Source organism: Streptomyces sp. NPDC022910 (assembly GCF_055561075.1).
This window is the reverse complement of the sequence record NZ_JBVHHL010000022.1, coordinates 1-22,304: the sequence shown is the minus strand read 5'-3', so window position 1 is coordinate 22,304 and position 22,304 is coordinate 1. Positions and strand designations below refer to the sequence as shown.

The following is a 22,304-nucleotide window of genomic DNA, read 5'->3' as shown; positions in this document are numbered from 1 at the left end:
TCCGGCCGAGTGACAGATTCGATCTTCGCGCGTACCTTGTGCGCGACTTCTCGTAGCTGCGTACGTGAAGAGTCGGCAGATCGTTCAGGAGGACGCATATGAACCTCACAGCTCGCGCCTTCTGGCTGCGCTCGCCGGGCCACGGGGAGCTGCGCGACGTGGAGCTGCCGAAGCCCGGCGAGGGCGAGGTGCTCGTGCGCGCGCTGTACTCGGGTGTCAGCCGCGGCACGGAGACCCTCGTCTTCCGCGGCGGCGTACCGGAGAGTCAGCACGCCGTGATGCGCGCCCCCTTCCAGGAGGGCGACTTCCCCGCACCCGTCAAGTACGGCTACCTGAGTGTCGGACGAGTGGAGCAGGGGCCCGCCGAGCTGGCCGGACGGACGGTCTTCTGCCTGTATCCGCATCAGAGCCGGTACGTCGTCCCGGCCTCGGCCGTCACCGTCGTACCGGACACCGTGCCTGCCGGGCGCGCCATCCTCGCCGGCACCGTCGAGACCGCGGTGAACGCGCTGTGGGACGCCGGCCCCCTCCTCGGGGACCGGGTCGCGGTCGTCGGGGGCGGGATGGTCGGGTGTTCCGTCGCCGCCCTCCTCGCCCGCCACCCCGGCGTCCGCGTCCAGCTCGTCGACGCCGATTCCGCGCGCGCCGAGACCGCCCGCGCGCTCGGCGTGGACTTCGCCCTGCCCGAGGAGGCCCTCGGTGAGTGCGACCTCGTCGTGCACGCCAGCGCGACCGAACAGGGGCTCGTACGCTCCCTGGAACTGCTCGCGCCGGAGGGCACCGTCGTCGAACTCAGCTGGTACGGCGACCGCCGCGTCACCCTGCCGCTCGGCGAGGCCTTCCACTCGCGCCGCCTCACCGTCCGCAGCAGCCAGGTCGGCACCGTCTCGCCGCGCGCCCGCGCCCGACGCACGTACGCCGACCGGCTCGCCCTCGCCCTCGATCTGCTCGCCGAACCCGCGTTCGACGCGCTCATCACCGGCGAGTCCGCCTTCGAAGACCTCCCCGACGTGCTGCCACGCCTTGCCCGTGGTGAGCTCAAGGGGTTGTGCCACCGAGTTCAGTACGCCGCCGGCTGAGCCCGCCGCCCGAGTTGCCCGGACTCTGGGGAAACTCCCGAAGGACACTCAAGAAACCTCGGCACAAGGAGAACGGGCAGCTGAACAACGGGCAGGGGGCAGCCGTACTACACGGCATCCCCCCGGCAGGGGACCAGACGCACCGCACCTGGAGGGTCGTCCGTTGTTCAGCATCACCGTCCGCGATCACCTGATGGTCGCCCACAGCTTCCGCGGCGAGGTTTTCGGACCCGCGCAGCGCCTGCACGGAGCGACGTTCCTCGTGGACGCCACCTTCCGCCGCGCCGAGCTGGACGACGACAACATCGTCGTCGACATCGGACTGGCCACGCAGGAGCTCGGGGCGGTGGTGAGCGAGCTCAACTACCGCAACCTCGACAACGAACCGGACTTCGCGAACACCAACACCTCGACGGAGTTCCTGGCCAAGGTGATCGCCGACCGCCTCGCCGAGCGCATCCACAAGGGCGCACTGGGCGAGAGCGCCCGTGACATCGCAGGCATCAGCGTCACGCTGCACGAGTCGCACATCGCCTGGGCGAGTTACGAGCGTGCCCTGTGACCGACACGACCATCGACCACGCGTCGCCGAACGCCGTCGGCCGGACGGCCGGACGGCAGACCCCCGACCGGGTGTCCCTGAACTTCGTGCCCGTGCAGAACGCGGCCTTGAGGAACGCCGACATCATTCCCATGTCCCTGCGCACCGTGCACTTCGTCATGCCGGGCGGCGTCGACGACCCGGCCGCCCCCAGCGGCGGCAACGCCTACGACCGCCGTATCTGCCTCGACCTGCCCGGCTTCGGCTGGCAGGTCCGCCGGCACACCGCCGAGGGCTCCTGGCCCCGGCCCGGTGCGGCGGCCCGGGCGGAACTCGCCCGGACGCTGCGGGAACTGCCGGACGGCACGGTCGTCCTGCTCGACGGCCTGGTCGCCTGCGGCGTCCCCGAGATCGTGGTCCCGGAGGTCGAACGCCTGTGCCTCGCCGTCCTGGTGCACCTGCCGCTCGGCGATGAGACGGGCCTCGACCCGCGGACCGCGGCCGACCTCGACGCCAAGGAGCGCGCCACCCTGCGGGCCGTGTCCGCCGTCGTGGCCACCAGCGACTGGGCCGTGCGCCGGCTCGTCTCGCACCACGGTCTCGCCCCCGAGCGCGTCCATGTCGCCGCCCCCGGCGCCGACATCGCGCCGCTCGCGCCCGGCACCGACGGGGTCTCACGGCTGCTGTGCGTCGCCGCGGTCACGCCGCGCAAGGGGCAGCACCGGCTGATCGAGGCCCTCGCCACCGTCACCGACCTGCCGTGGACCTGCTCTCTCGTCGGCGGGCTCGGCCACGACCCCGAGTACGTGGCACGCCTGCGTGCCCTCATCGACGAGCACGGCCTCGGCGACCGGCTGCACCTGGCCGGACCCCGGTCCGGCGCCGAACTCGACGCCAGCTACGCAACCGCCGACCTCATGGTCCTCACCTCGTACGCCGAGACGTACGGCATGGCCGTCACCGAGGCACTCGCGCGCGGCATCCCGGTCCTCGCCACCGACGTCGGCGGCCTCCCGGAGGCGGTCGGCCGCGCGCCCGACGGAGGGGTGCCCGGCATCCTCGTACCGCCGGAGGATCCCGCGGCGCTCGCCGCGGAGCTGCGCGGCTGGTTCGGCGAGGCCGACGTACGGCGCCGGCTCAAGGCCGCGGCCCGTGGCCGCCGCGCCGCGCTGGACGGCTGGGCCACCACGGCCCGCAGCCTCGCGGGCGTCCTGGGGCGGATGGGCCACGACCCTCGGAGGGCGGCATGAGCATGAGCACGACTCCGTCGGGGCCCGAAGCGCACACGGCGGCCCCGGGCGTCCCGGAACCCGGGGTCCTCTTCGAGATACCCACGCCCGGCACGGGCGGGCCCGAAGTCCCGCGGTACGCACCGCAGTGGCTCCGGTTGCGCGAACCCGCCGATGCCGCGGCGCGAGCGCACGAACTGCTGGACCCGTTGCGTATACGGCTCGCCAACCGGTCCGGACGCACCACCGACCTCGTCGTGCACGACCTGGGCTGCGGCACCGGTTCGATGGGCCGCTGGCTCGCCCCTCTCCTCGACGGCTCCCAGCACTGGGTCCTGCACGACCGGGACCCGTATCTGCTGCACTTCGCCACGGTGGGGGCGCCCCGCGCGGCGGCCGACGGCAGCCGGGTGACCGTCACCACGCAGCGCGGCGACATCGGCCGGCTCACCCCCGACGCCCTGACGGGGGCCTCACTGGTGACCGCCTCCGCGCTCCTCGACGTCCTCACCGCCGAAGAGATCGACACGCTCGCCGCCGCCGTCGTCGGTGCGGGCTGCCCGGCACTGCTGACGCTCTCCGTCGTCGGACGCGTGGAACTGACGCCCGAGCACCCCATGGACGAGGAGATCGGCGACGCGTTCAACGCGCACCAGCGCCGCGGCGAACTCCTCGGACCCGACGCGGTGGGCGTGGCCTGCGAGGCCTTCGACCGGCTGGGCGCGAGCGTACGGGTGCATCCGAGCCCCTGGCAGCTCGGCGCCGAACAGGCGGAACTGACCGCGGAGTGGCTGCGCGGCTGGGTCGCCGCCGCCGTGGAGCAACGTCCGGAGCTCGCGGTCCGTGCGGATATTTGTCTGCGCGAGCGTCTGGCCGCCTGCGCGGCGGGCGAACTGCGGGTGCTGGTGCACCACAGCGACGTCCTGGTCCTGCCGCGGCCGACGGGAGGGGAGGCATGACGGCGCGTACGGTCGCCCCGCCGGAGGCGGGGGAGGAGCTGCGAGGGGCCGCGGCCACCGCGGTTCTGGCCACGGAGGCCGCTGTTCCGAAGACCGCGCGGACGAAGGGCGCGGACGTGGCGTCCGTCCCGGCCCCGCGGGAGGCCGCCGTGGCCACTGCGCCCACCGGTACGGGCACCGACCCTGCCACGGAGGGGGCGCCGCCCACCCGCCGCCCCTCCTTGCGCGCCCTGCGCACACACCTCGGCACGATCGCCGGGGCCGTCATCCTCGGTGTGCTCCTGTGGCGGCTCGGCACCGGGGTGTTCCTCGACGGGCTGCGACGGATCGATGGCGCGACCCTGCTCGCGGGGCTCGCGATCGGCGTGCTGACCACCGTGTTCAGCGCCTGGCGCTGGTGCCGTGTCGCCCGTGCGCTCGACATCCGGCTGCCGTTCGGTGCCGCCGTCGCCGACTACTACCGTGCGCTGTTCCTCAACGCGGCGCTCCCCGGCGGCGTGCTCGGCGATGTGCACCGCGCGGTGCGGCACGGGCAGAGCGCCGGTGACATCGGCCGCGGCGTCCGCGCCGTGGTCCTGGAGCGGACCGCCGGGCAGGTGGCCCTCGTGGCCGTCGGAGTTCCGGTCCTGCTCCTGCTGCCCTCGCCGGTGCTGGTCCAGGCCCGCCACCTCGCCGGTCTGCTGGCTCTCGCCGCGCTCGGCGCGCTCGCCATCGTGGTGGCCGTGCGGATGGGCCGGGCGTCCCGCCCCTCGCGCCGGCGCCGTGCGCTCCGCGCCGCGCTCGCCGAGGCGCGAACCGCCCTGCTCGCCCGGGGCAGTTGGCCGGCCGTGCTGTTGTCGTCCGTCGTCGTGCTGGCCGGACATCTGCTGATGTTCCTGGTGGCCGCACGGGTCGCCGGATCGCACGCGTCCCCGGTCACGCTCCTGCCGCTGGCCCTGCTCGCGCTCATCGCCATGGGCCTCCCGCTCAACGTCGGCGGCTGGGGCCCCCGGGAGGGCGTCACCGCCTGGGCCTTCGGCGCCGCCGGCCTCGGGGCGGACACGGGGCTGGGTGTCGCGGTCGTGTACGGCGTTCTCAGCTTCATCGCGAGCCTGCCCGGGATCCTCGTCCTCCTCGCCCGGTGGTGCACGGGACTGCGGCGCCCCCGGACGGAGGCGGAACCGGAGACGGCCGAGGGCGCCGAAGGAACCCCGGCGGCGGACGCGGGCACCGCGGAGGAAGCCTCGGTGGCGCAACCGGAGTCGAGGCCCCACGTACCGGGCGGCCCGGAGCGCACCCCCCACGCGCTCCGTGCCCCCGTGCCGTACTCCCCCTACCCGCGCTCACCTCCGGCGCCGCGCGCACCGTCCCTGGCGCGGCGTCACAAGCGGTGCGTGCCTTCGGGACCGGCCGTTCCCGGCCCGCCGCCGACGGACTCGTCCGAGGCGACCAGGGAGAAATACGCCTCGAAGGAGTCGGCGAGCGTCGCGAGCAACTGCTTCCCCTTCTCCGCGGAAGCGAGCGAAGGACGCCCGATGACACCGGACTCCGTATAGGCCGACATGCCGAGGGTGAGCAGATGTCTGCGGTCGTCGGCGATGAAATCCGTGGTCTCGTAACCGGGCCTGACCAATTCAGGATGACAGTGCAGAAGAATGGAGGTCTCGATTTCCCCGGCATGCATGTCGCTGAGCAGCGAGGTGCGCACACCGGCCCGCTCCCGGGCGGCCTCCCAGTCCTCCGGGGCTGGGAAAAGCGCCATCCGCACACCGCTGCCCGCGGATTCCTGGACGACATTGCCGAGGACGTAATTCCCGCCGTGACCGTTGACCAGTACCAGGGCCTCGACGCCGGAGCGGCGGAGCGATTCCGCGATGTCCCGTACCACCGCATGGAGGGTGACGGAGGAGATGCTCACGGTTCCCGGCCAGGCCGCGTGCTCGTGCGAGCAGGACATCGTCACCGGAGGAAGGAGGTGAACCGGATACGCTGCGGCGATCTCGCGGGCGATCGCGCAGGCGACCAGGGTGTCGGTCGCCAGCGGAAGGTACGGACCGTGCTGCTCGAAACTGCCCACGGGCAACACGGCGACCTGATGGTACGGGCCGGCCGCCCGCGCCCGTACGTCCTGCATCGTGTCCGACGGCAGCACACCCGCAACGTGCACGGGCGGGTGCCCGGGGGCGACCGCGCCGTCCGCCGGCCGCGTCCCGGACGTATCCGCAGTCCCCGAATCGCTCATGCTTTTCACGGCCTTTCGTCTCGTACCGCCTGCGCTTACCAGATAGGAACAGATGATGACAGACATTGACGGCGTGCTCGGCGGGAATGCCCATCCCTCGGGAGTCACCCGAATCGCGAACGCCCCGGCCGGGGTCACCCGAGTCGTGAATGCCCCCTTGCCCACCAAGTACGGCGATTTCCAGGCCGTCGGCTACCTCGACCACGACCGTGGTGACGAACAAGTGGCGCTGGTGTACGGCGACATCGAGGAAGAGGGAATGCTCGTCCGCCTCCATTCGGAGTGCCTGACCGGGGACGCCTTCGGATCCACGCACTGCGAGTGCGGGCCCCAACTCTCCACCGCGCTGCGGGAGATCGTGGCCGAGGGGCGCGGCATCCTGGTCTACCTGCGCGGCCACGAGGGCCGGGGGATCGGCCTGCTCGGCAAGCTGCGGGCCATGAAGCTCCAGGCGGAGGGCCTGGACACGGTCGAGGCGAACCTCGCCCTCGGGCTCCCGGTGGACGCGCGCGACTACCGGGTCGCGGCGGAGATCTTGCACGACCTCGGCGTACGGTCCGTACGCCTGCTCTCCAACAACCCGCGCAAGCGGGAGGCGCTGCTGCGGCACGGCATCAAGATCGACGAGCAGGTGTCGCTGCTGATACCGCCGTGCGAGAACAACATCACCTACCTGCGCACCAAGCGGGAACGGCTCGACCACTACCTGCCCCACCTGGACGCGGTGGTGCACTCCTCGTGAGCGGCTGCGCGGCGGCCGTCCGGCGCCGGCCGCCGCGCCCGTGGTGCCGCGGGCCCCGATTCCGTGGTGACGTCCTTGGGCCCGGCCCTGCTCGTCGGCATGTCCGATCCCGACGAAGCGGCCCGGATTCGCCACCGAGCCCCATGACCGCTGGATCCCACGGTTGTGCGCGGCGATGGAACGCCGGGCACCCGCTCTGCTCGAGCTACGGCACACCGGCGGCCGGGCCGGCCTGTACGAGATCACTCCGCACCACAACGCGCTGATCGACGAGGCGGGTTCGCCCTCCTGCTTCCTTTACGCCACCGGTTTCTCCGGCCACGGCCTCCTCCAGGGGCCCGCCGTCGGCGAGGTCCTGAGGGATCTCTGCCTGGGACGCGTACCCTTCGTCGACGTCAGCCCCTGAGCGTCGAATGCTGCCGACGCCCGGACACGCGGCCCTGCTCGGCGTGTGCGTGGAACAGGGGGCTCACTTCGCCTGCTCCAGCCATGTGTCCGACGCGGTCCTCGACCTGGTGCCGGCGGCCCGGGAGTCGGGTCTTGCCCCCTCGATCTCCTGGCAGTCGGGGTCAGCCGGTCACGGCCTCGTGCACGAGCCGCTTCAGTTCCGGGTAGACGGTGTGCGAGCCTGTGGGCCTGAGCTGGGTCAGGAACTGCACCGTCAGATCGTGGTGCGGGTCCACCCAGAACGTGGTGGTGGCCACCCCGCTCCAGCCGAACGCGCCCAGAACCGCGGGCGATCGGGTGAGTTCGGGCTCCGTGACGACGGAGACACCCAGGCCGAAGCCGAGGCCCGCCTTGCCGGGATCGCGGTGGACCTGGCTGCCGTAGGAGCGCATGTCGGCGTCGCCCGGCAGATGGTTCGAGGCCATGGAGGCGACCGTGTCGGCACTCAGCAGCCGGGTGCCGTCCAGTTCGCCGCGGCGGCGGAGGAACTCCATGAAGCGGTGGTAGTCGTGCGCCGTCGCCACCAGGCCGCCGCTGCCGGAGAGGAAACGGGGCCGACCGTGCAGGGGCAGGCCGGGGATCGGTGTGATGCCGCCGTCCTCCGTCTCGCCGTACAACTCCGCGAGCCGGGGCGCCTGGGCCTCGGTGACGCACAGGCCCGCGTCCCTCATGCCCAGCGGAGCGAAGATCCGTTCGGCGAGGAAGTCGTCCAGGTCCTGGCCCGACACCACCTCGACGAGCCGGCCCAGCACATTGGTCGCCACCGAGTAGTTCCACTGGCTGCCCGGTTCGAACTGCAGCGGTAGCCGCGCGTACACCTCGCAGGTCTGCGCCAGGGTCGTGCCGGGCACCACCGACGACTCGATGCCCGCCGCCCGGTACAGGGCGTCGACGGGGTGCGAGTGGTAGAAGTCGAAGGTCAGACCTGCCGTGTGCGTCAGCAGATGGCGGACCAGGATCGGCCGCTCGGCGGGACGGGTCCGGGTGGCCGGGCCCGAGCCGTCGACGTACACCTGTGGATCGGCGAAGGCCGGCAGGAAGTCGGCGACGGGCGTGTCGAGCCCGAAGCGGCCCTCCTCCATGAGGATCAGCGCGGCGACCGACGTCACCGGCTTGGTCATCGAGTACATCCGCCACATCGTGTCGGTCTCGACCGGAAGCCGTTCCCGGACGTCGCGGTGTCCGTACGTGGTGAGGTGGGCGATGCGGCCGTGCCGGGAGACGGCCACCAGGTAGCCGGGCAGCCGGCCGTCGTCGACCTGGTGGGCGAAGTACTGGTCGAGGCGGGCCAGCGCCTTGGGGTCGAGGCCGACCTCGTAGGGCTCCACCTCTTGCCGCAGGTGTCCCATCGTTCTCCTCCGGTCTCTCCCGGTGCCGTCCCGGGGTTCCCGGGTCCAACATTTCATGGTTCGCTACGGAACCCGGGCCGATCCCTCCCTGGTGGTGGCCCGGATCACAGACGGGCCGGGCAGCCTGAGGGCAAGCGGCACGCCGAGCAGGGACACGCAGGCGAGGACCGCGAGCGTGGGCCGAGGCGCCGTGTTCGTGCACGTCATCAGCGTGCTCGCGGCCACGCCCAGCGTGGGGCCCACGTTGAGCGCCGTCTGCTGCAGCCCGCCTGCCACCCCGGCCGACGCGGCGGGCACCTGCCGGACGACGACGGCGGTCGCTGTCACCATCACTGTGCCGAAACCGCCGCCCACCAGCAGGAATCCCATTCCCGCCCAGACGGCCGGGGATGCCTCCCCGAGGCGGGACAGCACGAGCACGCCGAGAGTGAGGAGCACCGCGGCGGTTCCGGCCGTGCGGCGCGGACCGTACCGGCGCATGAGGACGGCCGTCACGGGCGCGCCCAGCACCATGGCCACAGGTCCCGGCAGGGCGCGCGCAGCGCGGTCCGCAGCGGGTCGAGGCCGAGTACCTCCTGCAGCACATAGCTGCACACGAACAGCGCGCCGAGCGTCGCCGCCGACGCGGCCACCAGCAGCCCCAGCGCGGATCCGACGGCCGCCCGGCCGAGTACGTCCGTCGGCAACAGCGGGTCGGCGGTGCGGCGTTCTGGAGGCCGCGCCGAAGCCGACCATGCCCAGGCGAACATTCGTCGGTGGCCGTGGCGGTCACCGAGACGGCCGGCGAAGACCAACAGGCCGGCCACCGCGATGAGATAGCCGGTGCTGGTCCACTGCACCTGGGTGAGCGAGGCGTGCAGATCCCGTTGCAGGGTGGGCTGCGCGACCGTGAGCACGGTGCCGTCCAGGGCGACGATCACCGCGCCGACGACACTGCCCGCGAGCGTCGGTCCCCGGTGGTGCGGGCTCACCGGTCGTCCGGCCCGAGGTGCGCGTCCAGTGCGGTGCGCAGCAGGGGGACGAAGTCGACGGCGCCCGTGGTGAGTTGCAGGCTGCCCCAGGTCCACAGCTGCGCGATGCCGTGGAGGTTCGCCAGCAGGGAGCCCGCGACGAGCGGTGCGTCGTCGTCGGGCCTGGCCCGGCCGACCAGGTCCACCAGCAGGGAGAACAGCGGAAGGCTCGTCTCGCGCAGCCCCAGGTGGCCGCTGTCCAGCAGATCATGACGGAACATCAGTTCGTGCATGCCTCGGTGGGTGAGCGCGAAGTCCAGATAGGCGTGGCCCAGAGCCGTGAGCTGTTCCCGGGGGCTCGCCGCGGCATCGCCGACCACCTCGTCCGCCCGCGCCGCCAGGTCGGTGAAGCCGCGGCGCGCGATGGCCGACAGCAGTTCCAGATGGGTGGGGAAGTAGCGGCGTGGGGCGCCGTGCGAAACCCCCGCCCGCCGGGCGATCTCCCGCAGGGTCAGCGCCTGCACGCCCTCGGCGCTCACCAGATCGACGCCGACGTCGACCAGCCGGGCCCGCAGCCCCGTCTCCTGATCAGTCATAGACAGTGTCTACCAAGCTTGGTAGACACTGTCTACTGGGGAATGTGCGGCGGCTCTGGAGGGGTTGACCGTGTATGACTCAGGACGCCACGCAGAACGCGCTGCTCGCACTGCTCGCCGAGGGCCACGCCGGGGTGCTGGTCACCCTCAAACGCGACGGCCGGCCCCAGTTGTCGAACGTGAGCCACGCCTACGACCCGGATGAGCGCGTCATCCGCGTCTCGATCACGGACGACCGTGCCAAGACCCGCAACCTGCGCCGCGACACTCGGGCCTCGTACCACGTCACCAGCGGCGATCGGTGGGCGTACACGGTCGCCGAGGGCACGGCCGACCTCTCACCGGTCGCGCGGGACCCCTACGACGAGACCGTCGAGGAACTCGTCCGGCTCTACCGCGACGTCCTTGGCGAGCACCCCGACTGGGACGACTACCGCGCCGCCATGGTCCGCGACGGACGCCTGGTGCTGCGGCTGAGGGTGGAGCGGGCGTACGGCATCCCCAAGGGTGCCGACAACGGCTAGCCCGGGAGGCCGTCTGCGGTACGGGCCTCGATCGCGCGCAGGACGGCCACCATGTCCTCACCGCCGTACCCCAGCGTCACGGTCTCCTCGAAGAGGGCGTGGCAGACGTCGAGGAGCGGCGAGGCGACGCCCGTCTTACGGGCGGCCTCGGCGATCAGCCGGTTGTTCTTCAGGACGTCCTGGGCCGCCGCCTGCACCGCGAAGTCGCGTGCGTGCAGCTTGGGGGCCTTCATTCGGGAGACCCCGCTGGCCATGGGCCCCGCGTCCAGGACGTCCAGGAAGAGGCGTCGGTCGAGGCCGTGCCGTTCCGCGAAGTGGTACGCCTCCGAGAGCCCGGTCACCAGTGTGATCAGAAACAGATTGACCGAGAGCTTCATCAGCAGGGCGTTCGGCGCGGGCCCGCAGTGGAACGTCTCGCGGCACATGGGAGCGAGCAGCGGCAGCCTTCCGGCGCAGGGCCGACGGCCGATGCCCGGCGATCACCGCTCTCCTGGGCTGCGGGCGGGGCACCGTCCGCCCTTCGCGCCGTCCGTGAGGAGAAGACCATGCCGGTCGACGGTCACCGTCACATCCGGATCGCCCGCCCGTCGCGGGACCTGGGCGCAGCCGAGCGGTTCTGGACCGCGGGGCTCGGGCTGTCGGTGGTGTACCGCGCCGAAGGCGGTCCGGAACCCGGCGAGCACGACCTGCTGATGCTCGGATGGCCGGAGGCCTCCTGGCACCTGGAACTCGTCCACGAGGCCGCCCGTCCGGTCGCGCCCCGCCTCACCGAGGAAGACGTCCTCGTCCGCTGTCTCGACGAGCCGGTGCCGGAAGAACTGGTCGCCCGGCTGGAGGAGCACGGCGGCAAGCACGTGCTCTCGCCCAACCCCTACTGGAACGAGTGGGGCGTCACGATCGAGAACCCCGACGGCTACCGGCTGGTGCTGTGCCGGCGAGGCTGGTCCAGTGCATAGGCCCGGCGTGCCGTGTCGGGTTGTCCCGTCCGTTGCCGCTAGCCTCCGCTCGTGATCAATGGGGCGCACGTCGTGATCTACTCCCGCGACGCCGAGGCGGACCGGATCTTCTTCCGGAACGTCCTCGGTTGGGCGCATGTCGACGCGGGGCACGGATGGCTAGTCTTCAAGGCCCCGCCGGCCGAGGTCGCGTTCCATCCGGCGGAGGGCGAGCCCGCGCACGAGCTGATGCTGATGTGCGAGGACCTCGACGCCACGATGGCCGAACTCGTCGCGAAAGGCGTCGTGTTCACCCGCCCGGTCACCGAGGCGCGCTGGGGCCGGGTCACCAGCCTGCGGCTCCCCGGCGGAGGCGACATCAGCCTGTACGAGCCGCTCCACCCTGTGGCGCACGACCTTTGACCCGTCGGTGCCGTCGGCACGGTCTGTGCAACCCGCGTTCGGAGCGGCCGGATGCAGAACCGGTCGCCTCAGAGGCATCCGAGTGCGTGATAGGCGGCGCGGGTCGTGGCGGCGACCCGCGGCCAGGTGCGGTCACGGGCGACGGACGCCCGGGCGGCGGTGCCCCACGCATGCCGGCTCTCAGGACTGCGCAGCCGCGAACACATCCAGTACGGCGTGGTAGGACCGCACCTGGCCGTGCGGTACCCGCCCGGTGAACAGGACCGTCCCGTCGGCCAGCCCAGGCGCGCACCGGGCGGCAGGGCCGGCGACGGGACATGGCGCCAGGCTGGGGCGCCCGGATGACGTGAACGCTGCAGGGGTTGCGGCCCCCCGGATGCCGGGCGACGGGCGGGCGCGATGTACGTCGGGCGGGAGACGGACCCGGGCCGCCGAAGAGGCCGGTGGAGTCGGGGACCCGGGTGACGCGGGATCTCAGGCGGTGACCGTCTCCCGGCTCGCGGCCTCGCGGGCGGGGCGCTCGCCGAGCCGCTCGGTGGGCACCCTGTGCGTCTCGCGGGCGGTCAGAGCGGCGACCACCGGCGGCAGGCACAGGGCCGCGCTGAACAGGGCCACCGAGAACCAGTCGTCGCCGTTCGGTCCCGCGATCTGCGCGGCGAACGTGACCGCGAACCCGGCGACCGCGAAGCCGATCTGCGTGCCGATCGCCATACCGGACAGCCGCACCCGGGTGGAGAACATCTCGCCGTAGAAGGACGGCCAGACGCCGTTCGCGGCGCTGTAGACGACGCCGAAGGCGACGATGGCCAGGACCAGGGTCAGCGGGTAGGAGCCGGTCGAGATCGCCCACAGGTACAGGAACATCGCCACGGCGCTGCCGACCGCGCCGATCAGGTACACCGGGCGGCGGCCGATGCGGTCGGAGAGCGTGGCCCACAGGGGGATGGCCGCGAGCGCCACGAGGTTGGCGAGTGCGCTCGCCCACAGCATCGAGGAGCGGGACATGCCGACCGAGTCGCTCGTCGCGTAGGCGAGCGCCCACACGGTGAAGATGGTGCTGACCGAGGCGATGAGGGCGCCTGCGATCACCCGCAGCACATCCGCCCAGTGCTCGCGCAGCAGCACCGCCAGGGGCAGCCGGACGACGCCCTCGGTGGCGGCCTGCCGGGCGAAGGCCGGAGTCTCCTCCAGGCGGCGGCGGATGACGTAGCCGACGACGGCGACCGCGACGCTCAGCCAGAACGGGAACCGCCAGCCCCAGGACAGCAGCCGGTCCTCGGGCAGCGCGGCGATGGGGATGAACACGAGCGTGGCGATGAGCTGACCGCCCTGGGTGCCGCTGAGCGTGAAGCTGGTGAAGAAGCCGCGCCGGTGCGGCGGCGCGTGCTCCAGGCTCATGGAGCTGGCGCTGGCCTGCTCGCCCGCCGCCGAGACGCCCTGCAGGACGCGGCAGAGCACCAGCAGGACCGGCGCGAGGCCGCCGACCTGGGCGCGGGTGGGCAGACAGCCGATGAGGAACGTCGACAGGCCCATCAGGATCAGGGTGAAGACCATGATCTTCTTACGGCCGAGGCGGTCGCCGAAGTGGCCGAGGAAGAGCGCGCCGACCGGGCGGGCCGCATACGCGACGCCGAAGGTGGCCAGGGAGAGCAGGGTCGCGGTGGCCGGGTCGGAGGCGTCGAAGAAGACCTTCGGGAAGATCAGTGCCGCCGCGCTGCCGTAGATGAAGAAGTCGTAGTACTCCAGGGCGCTGCCGATCCAGGCGGCCGTCGCAGCCTTCTTCGGCTGGCCGGGCGGGGCGTCCGGGGGTGCGGCGGGGACAGACACGGCGTGCTCCTTCGAGGGGACTCCAACGTAAGTGGAGTGAGCGGAGGGGAGAAGTGCCGAATCCCTGGGGTGACGGGTCGGCGGCGCCGGGCGCGCAGCTCTTTCGGCTCGCTCGCGTCCGGCTAATTAACCCACTGGATAGTTAGTAGTGGTTTGGCCAGCGATGTTGCGCCGAGGTTTCCCGGGTGTCAAGGGTCCGTGCGGAAGGATCTGCGGGCGAGGGTCCCGCTCAGCCCTCGGTGCGGTCCGCCGTCAGATAGGCGATGACCATGTCGCCGAGCATTCTGCGATAGTGCTCGCGCTGGTCGGCGGCGACCAGGTCGCGGCCGAAGAGCGCGCCGAACGTGTGCCGGTTGGCGACCCGGAAGAAGCAGAACGAGCTGATCAGCGCGTGCAGGTCGACGGCGTCGACGTCGGCCGTGAACAGCCCCGACTTCCGGCCCGCCTCGAGGATGCGGCCGGTCACCTCCAGCGCGGGCGAGCCGATCGAGCCCAGTTCCTCGGAGGCGGCGATGTGCTCGGCGTCGTGGATGTTCTCGATGCTGACGAGCCGGATGAAGTCGGGGTGCGCCTCGTGGTGGTCGAAGGTGACCTCGGCGAGCCGGCGGATGGCCGCCACGGGGTCCAGGTGCTCGACGTCCAGTTCCTGCTCGGCCTGGCGGATCACCCCGTACGCCCGCTCCAGGACGGCCGTGAACAGCTGCTCCTTGCCGCCGAAGTAGTAGTAGATCATCCGCTTCGTGGTGCGGGTGCGGGCGGCGATCTCGTCGACGCGGGCCCCGTCGTACCCGGCACGCGCGAACTCCTGCGTCGCCACGTCGAGGATCTCGGCCTTCGTGCGGGCGGCGTCGCGGATGCGGCCGCCTGGTCGTGCCGGTTCGTCGACGCTGGTCATCGGGTTCCTTCGTGCGAGGGGCGAGTCCATGGGGCGTGCCCGCGATTGTAGAAGGCTGCTCGCCTCGCGGTGCCGAGGAGGTCTTCCCTGGTCGTCGGATTGCTGCTATTACTAACGTACTAGTTCGTACATTACTCAGGAGGACCGTCGTGCCTCAGGACTCGTATCTCGTCGGCCTCATCGGCTCGGGCATCGGTCCCTCGCTCAGCCCCGCCCTCCACGAGCGGGAGGCCGAACGCCAGGGGCTGCGCTGTCTGTACCGGCTGATCGACATCGACCGGCTCGGTGTCGGTCCCGAAGCCGTGGGCGATCTCGTCCGGGCAGCCCGCGATCTCGGCTTCGACGGACTGAACATCACACATCCGTGCAAGCAGCTCGTCATCCCCCATCTCGACGGGCTCGCCCCGCAGGCCGAGGCGCTCGGCGCGGTCAACACCGTCGTCTTCGAGGACGGCCGGGCCGTCGGACACAACACGGATGTCACCGGATTCGCCGCCTCCTTCGCCCGGGGGCTGCCCGACGCCCCCCTCGAGCGGGTGGTGCAGCTGGGCGCGGGCGGTGCGGGAGCCGCCGTCGCGCACGCCCTGCTGACGCTCGGCGCCGGACATGTCACCGTCGTCGACGCACTGCCCGAGCGCGCCGCGGGCCTCGCCGCCTCCCTCGACCGGCACTTCGGGGCCGGCCGTGCGGCCCCGGCCGACCCCCACGCGCTGCCCGCACTGCTGACGGGCGCCGACGGAATCGTGCACGCCACGCCCACCGGCATGGCCGCCCACCCCGGAATGCCGCTCCCCGCCGAGCTGCTGCACCCCGGGCTGTGGGTCGCCGAGGTCGTCTACCGCCCGCTGGAGACCGAACTGCTGCGTACCGCCCGCGCGCTCGGGTGCGCCACGCTCGACGGCGGCGGCATGGCCGCCTTCCAGGCCGTGGACGCGTTCCGTCTGTTCACCGGGCGGGAACCCGACAGCACCCGCATGCTCGCGGACATCGCGGAGCTGGCCGGCGCCGCGGGCGTCCGCAAGTAGCCGCAGACGTCCGCAACCGGAGGAAGGGTCATCGTGCGTACGTCCATCGCCACCGTCTCGCTCAGCGGATCCCTGACCGAGAAGCTCACGGCCGCCTCCCGGGCCGGCTTCGACGGCGTCGAGATCTTCGAGAACGATCTGCTGGCCGGTCCCCTGAGCCCCGAGGAGGTCCGGGCCCGCTGCGCCGACCTCGGTCTGACCATCGACCTCTACCAGCCCATGCGGGACATCGAGGCCGTGCCCGCGGACGAGTTCGAGCGGAATCTGCGCCGGGCCCGGCACAAGTTCGAGTTGATGAACCGGCTCGGCGCGGACACCGTCCTGGTCTGCTCCAGCGTCTGCCCGCTCGCCGAGGACGACGACGCGCTCGCGGCCGAACAGCTGCGTAAACTCGCCGAGCTCGCACAGGACTTCGGGATCCGCGTCGCCTACGAGGCGCTGGCCTGGGGAGGGCACGTCAGCACGTACGACCACGCGTGGCGCATCGTCGAGGCAGCCGACCACCCCGCCCTCGGCACCTGTCTGGACAGCTTCCACATCCTCGCCCGGGGCAGCGACCCCAAGGGCATCGAGGACATACCCGGAGAGAAGATCTTCTTCCTGCAACTGGCCGACGCCCCGCTGATGGCGATGGACGTCCTGCAGTGGAGCCGCCACTACCGCTGCTTCCCAGGGCAGGGCGGTTTCGACGTCGCCGGGCTCCTCGGGTACGTGCTCCGCGCCGGCTACACCGGGCCGCTGTCGCTGGAGGTCTTCAACGACGTCTTCCGGCAGGCCGAGGCGGGACCCACCGCCGTGGACGCCCGCCGCTCCCTCCTCGTCCTCCAGGAGGCGACCGGCCTGACGATCCCGCCCCCGCCCGTCGTGCCGACCGGTGTCGCCTTCGCCGAACTGGTCACCCCGGACGTCGAGCCGGTCTCCGCGGTCCTCGGTGCGCTCGGCTTCGCCCGGACGGCCCGGCACCGCACGAAGCCCGTGGACCTCTGGGAACAGGGTGCGGCCCGCGTCCTGGTGAACACCGGTCCGGGCGCGCGCCGCGACGGGACCGCGCTCGCCGCCATCGGCCTGGAGTCACCGGATCCGGCGGGCGCCGCCCGCCGCGCCGAGGCCCTCCTCGCCCCCGTCCTGCCGCGCCGCCGCGCTCTGGCGGACGCGCCGCTCGACGCGGTGGCCGCGCCCGACGGCACGGAGTTGTTCTTCTGCGCGACCGGCCGCCCCGGACTCCCCAGCTGGCGGGGCGACTTCGAGGACGTCCCGGACAGCACCGCGGCCCCCGGCATCGACCGCATCGACCACCTCGCTCTCACCCAGCCCTGGCACCAGTTCGACGAGGCGGCTCTCTTCCACCGCAGCGTGCTCGGACTGCACGCCCAGGAGAGCGTCGACGTCGCCGACCCGTACGGACTGCACCGCAGCCGTGCCGTCACCAACGCGGACGGCAGCGTGCGCATCGCGCTGGGCGTCGGGCCCGCGCCCACCGACGACGGCGCCCGCGCCCAGCACATCGCGCTCGCCACCGGGGACGTGGTCGCGGCCGCCCGGCGCTTCCGCGAGGCGGGCGGCCGGCTCCTCAAGGTGTCCGCGAACTACTACGACGACCTGGCGGCGCACCACGAGTTCGCCGACGGCGAGCTGGAGACGTACCGCGACCTCGGCATCCTCTACGACCGTGACGCGTACGGCACCTTCCGCCACTGCTACACGCACACCGTCGGCCGCGTCTTCTTCGAACTGGTCCAGCGGGACTGCGGATACCGGGGCTACGGGGCCCGGAACGCGCCGGTGCGGCTCGCGGCGCAGCAGGCGGGGCGGCCCGTGGGCTGACGGCAGGCAGGTACGGCCACCACCGCCGAGGAGTTCACCCCCACGGCTTGCCAGGGCCCCGCGGACCGCTTCACGAGCACTCCTCGGCGTCCGCGGCACCCTGGCGTACCGGACGCCCCTGGAACCGCCCGTTCACGCCGGCGCCCGGAGACAGGCGGAGACGGCGGATCGGGGGTACTGCGACGAGGGCGGCGGCGCAGCCGAGGCCGGTCACCGCGGCGACCAGCAGCAGGGGGTGCACGCCGAAGACCGTACTCGCGGGGCCGGAGACCGTCTGCCCGAGGGGGACGGCGAGGATCGAGCCGGCGACCTCGTAGGCGGCCACCCGGTTCAGCCGGTCCAGTGGGACCTGCGTCTGCACCGCAGTGGCCCACTGGACGCCCCAGAAGGCCCAGCCGATGCCGCTCACCCCGTAGCCGAGCATGAGCAGCGGCAGGGCGGGAACCAGGGCCGCCGACAGCGGCATCAGCGGGAACAGGAACATCGCGAGCCCGCCGCCGAACAACGGCCGGGACGGGCGGATCCGGATCGCCACCAGACCGCCGATGACGCAGCCGGCCCCGAACGCGCCCTCGGCGTAACCGAACGCCGCCTTGCCGTGCTCGGCGATGACGGAGGCCGCGCCGAGCGGGGTGAGCGGCCCCCAGACGAACACGCCGAGCACCCACCAGATCAGGATGACGCCCCACAACCACGACCGGGAGCGGAACTCGACCCAGCCGGCGCGCAGGTTCGCCAGTGTGGAGGCCGACCGGTCCACCGTGAACGGCGGCAGCCGCAGGGCCAGCAGACAGATCCCGCTGACCGCGAAGGTGGCCGCGTCGAGCGAGAACACCCAGGACACGGAGGTGGTGGCGACGAGCAGTCCGGCGAGCGTGGGCCCGGCCATCGTGGCGATCCCCTGGCTCACCCGCAGCACTCCGTTGGCCTGCCGCGGATCGGCGGCGATCTGCGGCACCAGGCTGGTGAGGCCCGGCTGGAACATCGCGGTGGCGATCCCGCCGAGCAGCGATCCGGCGATGATGAACCACAGCGGCGGGTGCCCGAGACCCAGGCAGACCGCGAGCGATACCTGGATCAGGCAGCGCACGACGTCCGAGCCGATCATCATCGGCCTCGGGTGGAACCGGTCCGCGAAGACCCCGCCGAACACGACGAAGAGGGCGAACGCCCCCATCCAGGCCGCGAGCGTGAAGCCGACCCCGCTCACTCCGTACCCGAGGGAGAGCATGGCGACGGCCGTCGCGACCGGGACCATCGCGTCACCGAGCATCGACACGATGCGGGCGGTGAAGTAGAGGGCGAAGTTACGGGTCCAGAGGCGGGCGGGTGCGGTGACGGACACGTCCATGATCGGCCATGGTGACGCCGACGCGGGCCCGTTTCAAGGTCTAGACCACAAGTGCTCGTAACGCCGGTGGGAGCCCGTCACCCGCCCCGTCTCCGCGCCGGGAAGCGGACGGCGTTGTGATGATGTACTCGGCCCGGGCCACTACGCCGGCGCCCTCGCCCCACCGTGGGTGGTCGGCGAGTTCGGCCATGTCCCGTGGCCCGGGCGGAAAGGCGGCCGGTCGAGAGATCTCGGCCGGCGGGCTAGAGGTCGAACTCGTGCGGCGGCAGGTCGAGCGCGAAGCACGCCTCCCGGACGATCGCCTGCTCGTCCTTGTCGAAGTTGCCGTCGGCGCCGCCGATGACGATGCCGATCTGGATCACCGCACGCGCCTCGGCGGGCTTCTTCTTCGCCTTGCCGATCTCCTGGAGCACGCTGACCTTGCCGAAGGCGAAGTCGGCGGTCAGCTTGTTCAGGTTGTCCTCGAAGCGGCGGCGCAGGTCGTCGGCCGGAAAGTTCTGCAACACCTCATTGGTGGCGATGAGTTGGGCCACACGCTGGCGCTCTGACGGGTCCACCGTGCCGTCCGCGGCCGCCACGAGCGCGCACATCGCCATGCTCGCGTCGCGGAACGCCCCGCTCTTCAGATCGTTCTTCTTCGCCACGAGCTGGGTCTGCATCGTCGAGGCGGATTCCTTGATGCGGTCCCACAGGGCCATGAGAACTCCCAACGTTGTCGAGGGCGGCCCGCCCCGATGGGCGGGCCGTGACCTCTCTCGTTTCTACAGCAAGGTAGAAGGAACTAGCGGGGAGCAGCAGAAGTTCCGGCCGTGTTCCATTCCGCGACCACGGGCCGGCCGTGCTCGGTGGAGAGCCGGCTGACCGTGCCCGTCGCGAGCTGGAACAGCCGACCCTCGGCGGCCGTGAGTCCGAGGTGCCGGGCGGTGAGCACGCGCAGGAAGTGGGCGTGGGCCACCAGGATCACGTCTCCTTCGGCGAGGGCGGGTGCGATACGGGCCAACACCCGGTCGGCGCGCGCCCCCACCTCGTCCGGCGACTCGCCCGGATGTCCGGGCGGGCCCGGCGCCACCCCGTCGGTCCACAGGTACCAGTCGGGCCGAGTGCGGTGAATCTCGGCGGTGGTGATCCCCTCGTAGCCGCCGTAGTCCCACTCGTGCAGCTCGGGGTCGGGGACCCCGGACAGACCGGCGAGTTCCGCGGTGCGTATCGCGCGGTCGAGGGGGCTGGTGAGGGTGAGAGCGAAGGTGCGTCCGGCGAGCAGAGGGGCGAGGGACTTTGCCTGTTCCTCGCCCCGCTGGGTGAGCGGGAGATCGGTCCGGCTGGTGTGCTGACCCGACACGCTCCATTCGGTTTCGCCGTGGCGGACCAGCAGGAGGTCGCCCACGGCTCACTACTCCTTGGCCGACTCGACGGCGTGGCCGCCGAACTGGTTGCGCAGCGCCGCGATCATCTTCATCTGCGGCGAGTCGTCCTGCCGGGACGCGAACCGCGCGAAGAGCGACGCGGTGATCGCGGGCAGCGGCACCGCGTTGTCGATGGCGGCCTCGACGGTCCAGCGGCCCTCGCCGGAGTCCTCGGCGTAGCCGCGCAGCTTGTCCAGGTGCTCGTCCTCGTCGAGGGCGTTGACCGCGAGGTCCAGCAGCCAGGAGCGGATGACGGTGCCCTCCTGCCAGGAGCGGAAGACCTCGCGGACGTTCTCCACCGACTTGACCTTCTCCAGCAGCTCCCAGCCCTCGGCGTAGGCCTGCATCATCGCGTACTCGATGCCGTTGTGGACCATCTTGGAGAAGTGACCGGCGCCGACCCGGCCGGCGTGGACGTACCCGTACGGGCCTTCCGGCTTGAGCGCCTCGAAGATCGGCTGGAGACGTCCGACGTGCTCTTTGTCGCCGCCGACCATCAGTGCGTAGCCGTTCTGCAGGCCCCACACGCCGCCGGAGACGCCGGCGTCGACGAAGCCGATGCCCTTGATGCCGAGCTCGGCGGCGTGCTTCTCGTCGTCGGTCCAGCGGGAGTTGCCCCCGTCGACGACGATGTCACCGGGGGACAGCAGGTCCTTGAGTTCGTCGACGACGGACTGGGTGGGGCCGCCGGCCGGAACCATCACCCAGACCACGCGCGGTGCTTCGAGGCTCTCGACCAGTTCGGGCAGGTGCTTGACATCGGAGATGTCCGGGTTGTGGTCGTAGCCGATGACGGTGTGGCCCGCGCGGCGGATCCGCTCGCGCATGTTGCCGCCCATCTTGCCGAGACCGATGAGTCCGATCTGCATATCAGTTCACTTCTTCCTGAGCGTGCGGTATGCGGCCACGAGGGCGGCGGTGGAGGGATCGAGACCGGGCACGTCCGCGCCTTCGGTCAGGGCGGGTTCTACGCGCTTGGCGAGGACCTTGCCGAGTTCGACGCCCCACTGGTCGAAGGAGTCGATGTTCCAGACGGCGCCCTGGACGAACACCTTGTGCTCGTAGAGGGCGATGAGCTGGCCGAGCACCGACGGGGTCAGCTCGGTGGCCAGGATCGTGGTGGTGGGGCGGTTGCCCTTGAAGGTGCGGTGCGGCACCTGCTCTTGGGGGACACCCTCTGCGCGGACCTCGTCGGCGGTCTTGCCGAAGGCCAGCGCCTGGCCCTGCGCGAACAGGTTGGCCATCAACAGGTCGTGCTGCGCCTTGAGTTCGTCGCTCAGCTCGTCGACGGGGTTGGCGAAGCCGATCAGATCGGCCGGGATCAGCTTGGTGCCCTGGTGCAGCAACTGGTAGTAGGCGTGCTGCCCGTTGGTGCCCGGGGTGCCCCACACCACCGGCCCGGTCTGCCATTCCACCGGGTTGCCGCCGCGGTCCACGGACTTGCCGTTGGACTCCATGTCGAGTTGCTGGAGGTAGGCGGTGAACTTGGACAGGTAGTGCGAGTACGGCAGCACGGCGTGCGACTGGGCGTCGAAGAAGTTGCCGTACCAGATGCCCAGCAGACCCAGAATCAACGGGGCGTTGGCCTCGGCGGGCGCGGTCCTGAAGTGCTCGTCGACGATGCGGAAGCCGTCGAGCATCTCCCGGAAGCGCTCCGGGCCGATGGCGATCATCAGGGACAGGCCGATCGCCGAGTCGTACGAGTAGCGGCCGCCGACCCAGTCCCAGAACTCGAACATGTTGTCCGGGTCGATGCCGAACTCGGTGACCTTGCCGGCGTTCGTGGACAGGGCGACGAAGTGCTTGGCGACCGCCTTTTCTCCCCCACTCTCGACTTCGCTCGAGCGGGAGGTGCCCCCGTCCCCCAGGCCCTTCAGCAGCCAGGACCTGGCCGAGGTCGCGTTGGTGATCGTCTCGATGGTGGTGAACGTCTTGGAGGCGACGATGAACAGCGTCTCCGCCGGGTCCAGATCCCGCGTGGCCT

General features: G+C 71.6%; 20 protein-coding genes and 4 pseudogenes. 12 read left to right on the top strand and 12 right to left on the bottom strand.

The genetic code is table 11. The annotated features are described in order from the left end of the window. Positions 1-98: 98 nt before the first annotated feature. The 5 genes and pseudogenes from ACZ3TS_RS21525 to ACZ3TS_RS21505 all read left to right on the top strand — a co-directional run. Positions 99-1,079: a zinc-dependent alcohol dehydrogenase gene (locus ACZ3TS_RS21525; protein WP_467620143.1), complete on the top strand. Its 981-nt coding sequence runs from the start codon at positions 99-101 to the stop codon at positions 1,077-1,079. Positions 1,080-1,242: 163 nt separating this feature from the next. Beyond that, positions 1,243-1,641 (top strand): 6-pyruvoyl trahydropterin synthase family protein, encoded by a 399-nt coding sequence (locus ACZ3TS_RS21520; RefSeq protein WP_467620141.1) that lies wholly within the window; start codon positions 1,243-1,245, stop codon positions 1,639-1,641. After that, a complete protein-coding gene (locus ACZ3TS_RS21515; protein WP_467620140.1) occupies positions 1,638-2,870 on the top strand; it encodes a glycosyltransferase family 4 protein in 1,233 nt (410 codons plus the stop codon). The genes ACZ3TS_RS21520 and ACZ3TS_RS21515 overlap by 4 nt, the downstream gene beginning before the upstream one ends. Then, positions 2,867-3,808, top strand: a complete 942-nt coding sequence (locus tag ACZ3TS_RS21510) for a class I SAM-dependent methyltransferase (protein ID WP_467620139.1) — start codon at positions 2,867-2,869, stop codon at positions 3,806-3,808. The genes ACZ3TS_RS21515 and ACZ3TS_RS21510 overlap by 4 nt, the downstream gene beginning before the upstream one ends. Beyond that, a pseudogene (locus ACZ3TS_RS21505) lies at positions 3,805-4,842 on the top strand (lysylphosphatidylglycerol synthase transmembrane domain-containing protein); the annotation flags it as partial. The gene ACZ3TS_RS21510 and the pseudogene ACZ3TS_RS21505, both read left to right, overlap by 4 nt. A 326-nt stretch (positions 4,843-5,168) precedes the next feature. On the opposite strand, the gene ACZ3TS_RS21500 reads toward ACZ3TS_RS21505, so the two are convergent. Further along, positions 5,169-5,921 carry a creatininase family protein gene (locus ACZ3TS_RS21500; protein WP_467620267.1) on the bottom strand — a complete coding sequence of 251 codons (753 nt, stop codon included), beginning with the start codon at positions 5,919-5,921 and terminating at the stop codon, positions 5,169-5,171. 163 nt (positions 5,922-6,084) lie between these two features. Here ACZ3TS_RS21500 and ribA point away from each other — a divergent pair, with 163 nt between their 5' ends. Together ribA and ACZ3TS_RS21490 are read left to right on the top strand one after the other, a co-directional pair. Next, positions 6,085-6,771 carry a GTP cyclohydrolase II gene (ribA, locus tag ACZ3TS_RS21495; protein WP_467620136.1) on the top strand — a complete coding sequence of 229 codons (687 nt, stop codon included), beginning with the start codon at positions 6,085-6,087 and terminating at the stop codon, positions 6,769-6,771. Between the two features lie 78 nt (positions 6,772-6,849). Then, a pseudogene (locus tag ACZ3TS_RS21490) lies at positions 6,850-7,177 on the top strand (FAD-dependent oxidoreductase); the annotation flags it as partial. 163 nt (positions 7,178-7,340) lie between these two features. On the opposite strand, the gene ACZ3TS_RS21485 reads toward ACZ3TS_RS21490, so the two are convergent. From ACZ3TS_RS21485 to ACZ3TS_RS21475, 3 genes and pseudogenes are all read right to left on the bottom strand, one after another. Continuing rightward, positions 7,341-8,567 carry a serine hydrolase domain-containing protein gene (locus ACZ3TS_RS21485; protein WP_467620135.1) on the bottom strand — a complete coding sequence of 409 codons (1,227 nt, stop codon included), beginning with the start codon at positions 8,565-8,567 and terminating at the stop codon, positions 7,341-7,343. Positions 8,568-8,630: 63 nt separating this feature from the next. Then, positions 8,631-9,538, bottom strand: a pseudogene (locus tag ACZ3TS_RS21480) (MFS transporter). After that, the gene (locus tag ACZ3TS_RS21475) at positions 9,535-10,113 is read right to left on the bottom strand and encodes a TetR/AcrR family transcriptional regulator (RefSeq protein ID WP_467620133.1); all 579 of its coding nucleotides are present in this window, start codon (positions 10,111-10,113) and stop codon (positions 9,535-9,537) included. The pseudogene ACZ3TS_RS21480 and the gene ACZ3TS_RS21475 overlap by 4 nt, the downstream one beginning before the upstream one ends. Before the next feature lie 74 nt (positions 10,114-10,187). Here ACZ3TS_RS21475 and ACZ3TS_RS21470 point away from each other — a divergent pair, with 74 nt between their 5' ends. After that, on the top strand, positions 10,188-10,637 hold the full coding sequence (locus ACZ3TS_RS21470; protein ID WP_467620132.1) for a PPOX class F420-dependent oxidoreductase: 450 nt from the start codon (positions 10,188-10,190) through the stop codon (positions 10,635-10,637). On the opposite strand, the pseudogene ACZ3TS_RS21465 reads toward ACZ3TS_RS21470, so the two are convergent. Beyond that, positions 10,634-11,077: pseudogene (locus ACZ3TS_RS21465) on the bottom strand (NAD-binding protein); the annotation flags it as partial. The gene ACZ3TS_RS21470 and the pseudogene ACZ3TS_RS21465 overlap by 4 nt on opposite strands. Before the next feature lie 105 nt (positions 11,078-11,182). On the opposite strand from ACZ3TS_RS21465, the gene ACZ3TS_RS21460 reads away from it, so the two are divergent. Both ACZ3TS_RS21460 and ACZ3TS_RS21455 read left to right on the top strand, forming a co-directional pair. Then, complete coding sequence (locus ACZ3TS_RS21460; RefSeq protein WP_467620131.1) at positions 11,183-11,593, top strand: VOC family protein; 411 nt, start codon at positions 11,183-11,185, stop codon at positions 11,591-11,593. A 51-nt stretch (positions 11,594-11,644) separates the two neighbouring features. After that, entirely contained in the window at positions 11,645-11,995 is a 351-nt protein-coding gene (locus tag ACZ3TS_RS21455) for a VOC family protein (RefSeq protein ID WP_467620129.1), read from the top strand. A gap of 474 nt (positions 11,996-12,469) precedes the next feature. Here ACZ3TS_RS21455 and ACZ3TS_RS21450 read toward each other — a convergent pair whose 3' ends face one another. Together ACZ3TS_RS21450 and ACZ3TS_RS21445 are read right to left on the bottom strand one after the other, a co-directional pair. Next, the gene (locus ACZ3TS_RS21450; protein ID WP_467620127.1) at positions 12,470-13,822 is read right to left on the bottom strand and encodes an MFS transporter; all 1,353 of its coding nucleotides are present in this window, start codon (positions 13,820-13,822) and stop codon (positions 12,470-12,472) included. A 229-nt stretch (positions 13,823-14,051) separates the two neighbouring features. Next, the gene (locus ACZ3TS_RS21445; protein ID WP_467620124.1) at positions 14,052-14,717 is read right to left on the bottom strand and encodes a TetR/AcrR family transcriptional regulator; all 666 of its coding nucleotides are present in this window, start codon (positions 14,715-14,717) and stop codon (positions 14,052-14,054) included. A gap of 149 nt (positions 14,718-14,866) precedes the next feature. On the opposite strand from ACZ3TS_RS21445, the gene ACZ3TS_RS21440 reads away from it, so the two are divergent. Both ACZ3TS_RS21440 and ACZ3TS_RS21435 read left to right on the top strand, forming a co-directional pair. Continuing rightward, positions 14,867-15,742, top strand: coding sequence for a shikimate dehydrogenase (locus ACZ3TS_RS21440; protein WP_467620122.1), 876 nt, complete (start codon positions 14,867-14,869; stop codon positions 15,740-15,742). A 33-nt stretch (positions 15,743-15,775) separates the two neighbouring features. Further along, positions 15,776-17,566 carry a bifunctional sugar phosphate isomerase/epimerase/4-hydroxyphenylpyruvate dioxygenase family protein gene (locus ACZ3TS_RS21435; RefSeq protein ID WP_467620120.1) on the top strand — a complete coding sequence of 597 codons (1,791 nt, stop codon included), beginning with the start codon at positions 15,776-15,778 and terminating at the stop codon, positions 17,564-17,566. Between the two features lie 70 nt (positions 17,567-17,636). Here ACZ3TS_RS21435 and ACZ3TS_RS21430 read toward each other — a convergent pair whose 3' ends face one another. The 5 genes from ACZ3TS_RS21430 to pgi all read right to left on the bottom strand — a co-directional run. Beyond that, complete coding sequence (locus ACZ3TS_RS21430; RefSeq protein WP_467620118.1) at positions 17,637-18,917, bottom strand: MFS transporter; 1,281 nt, start codon at positions 18,915-18,917, stop codon at positions 17,637-17,639. A gap of 242 nt (positions 18,918-19,159) precedes the next feature. Continuing rightward, positions 19,160-19,615, bottom strand: coding sequence for a tellurite resistance TerB family protein (locus tag ACZ3TS_RS21425; RefSeq protein WP_467620116.1), 456 nt, complete (start codon positions 19,613-19,615; stop codon positions 19,160-19,162). Positions 19,616-19,698: 83 nt separating this feature from the next. After that, on the bottom strand, positions 19,699-20,301 hold the full coding sequence (locus tag ACZ3TS_RS21420; RefSeq protein ID WP_467620113.1) for a histidine phosphatase family protein: 603 nt from the start codon (positions 20,299-20,301) through the stop codon (positions 19,699-19,701). Between the two features lie 6 nt (positions 20,302-20,307). Next, positions 20,308-21,189: a phosphogluconate dehydrogenase (NAD(+)-dependent, decarboxylating) gene (gnd, locus tag ACZ3TS_RS21415; RefSeq protein WP_467620112.1), complete on the bottom strand. Its 882-nt coding sequence runs from the start codon at positions 21,187-21,189 to the stop codon at positions 20,308-20,310. Between the two features lie 6 nt (positions 21,190-21,195). Then, a partial coding sequence (gene pgi, locus ACZ3TS_RS21410; RefSeq protein WP_467620109.1) for a glucose-6-phosphate isomerase occupies positions 21,196-22,304 on the bottom strand: 1,109 nt, incomplete at its 5' end.

Bases quoted from the DNA above. Each gene is read 5' to 3' on its own strand.
- ACZ3TS_RS21425 (WP_467620116.1), bottom strand. From the start codon at position 19,615: ATGGCCCTGTGGGACCGCATCAAGGAATCCGCCTCGACGATGCAGACC.
- ACZ3TS_RS21460 (WP_467620131.1), top strand. From the start codon at position 11,183: ATGCCGGTCGACGGTCACCGTCACATCCGGATCGCCCGCCCGTCGCGG.
- ACZ3TS_RS21525 (WP_467620143.1), top strand. From the start codon at position 99: ATGAACCTCACAGCTCGCGCCTTCTGGCTGCGCTCGCCGGGCCACGGG.
- ACZ3TS_RS21470 (WP_467620132.1), top strand. From the start codon at position 10,188: ATGACTCAGGACGCCACGCAGAACGCGCTGCTCGCACTGCTCGCCGAG.
- gnd (WP_467620112.1), bottom strand. From the start codon at position 21,189: ATGCAGATCGGACTCATCGGTCTCGGCAAGATGGGCGGCAACATGCGC.
- ACZ3TS_RS21475 (WP_467620133.1), bottom strand. From the start codon at position 10,113: ATGACTGATCAGGAGACGGGGCTGCGGGCCCGGCTGGTCGACGTCGGC.
- ACZ3TS_RS21485 (WP_467620135.1), bottom strand. From the start codon at position 8,567: ATGGGACACCTGCGGCAAGAGGTGGAGCCCTACGAGGTCGGCCTCGAC.
- ribA (WP_467620136.1), top strand. From the start codon at position 6,085: ATGACAGACATTGACGGCGTGCTCGGCGGGAATGCCCATCCCTCGGGA.
- ACZ3TS_RS21500 (WP_467620267.1), bottom strand. From the start codon at position 5,921: ATGCAGGACGTACGGGCGCGGGCGGCCGGCCCGTACCATCAGGTCGCC.
- ACZ3TS_RS21430 (WP_467620118.1), bottom strand. From the start codon at position 18,917: ATGGACGTGTCCGTCACCGCACCCGCCCGCCTCTGGACCCGTAACTTC.
- ACZ3TS_RS21510 (WP_467620139.1), top strand. From the start codon at position 2,867: ATGAGCATGAGCACGACTCCGTCGGGGCCCGAAGCGCACACGGCGGCC.
- ACZ3TS_RS21445 (WP_467620124.1), bottom strand. From the start codon at position 14,717: ATGACCAGCGTCGACGAACCGGCACGACCAGGCGGCCGCATCCGCGAC.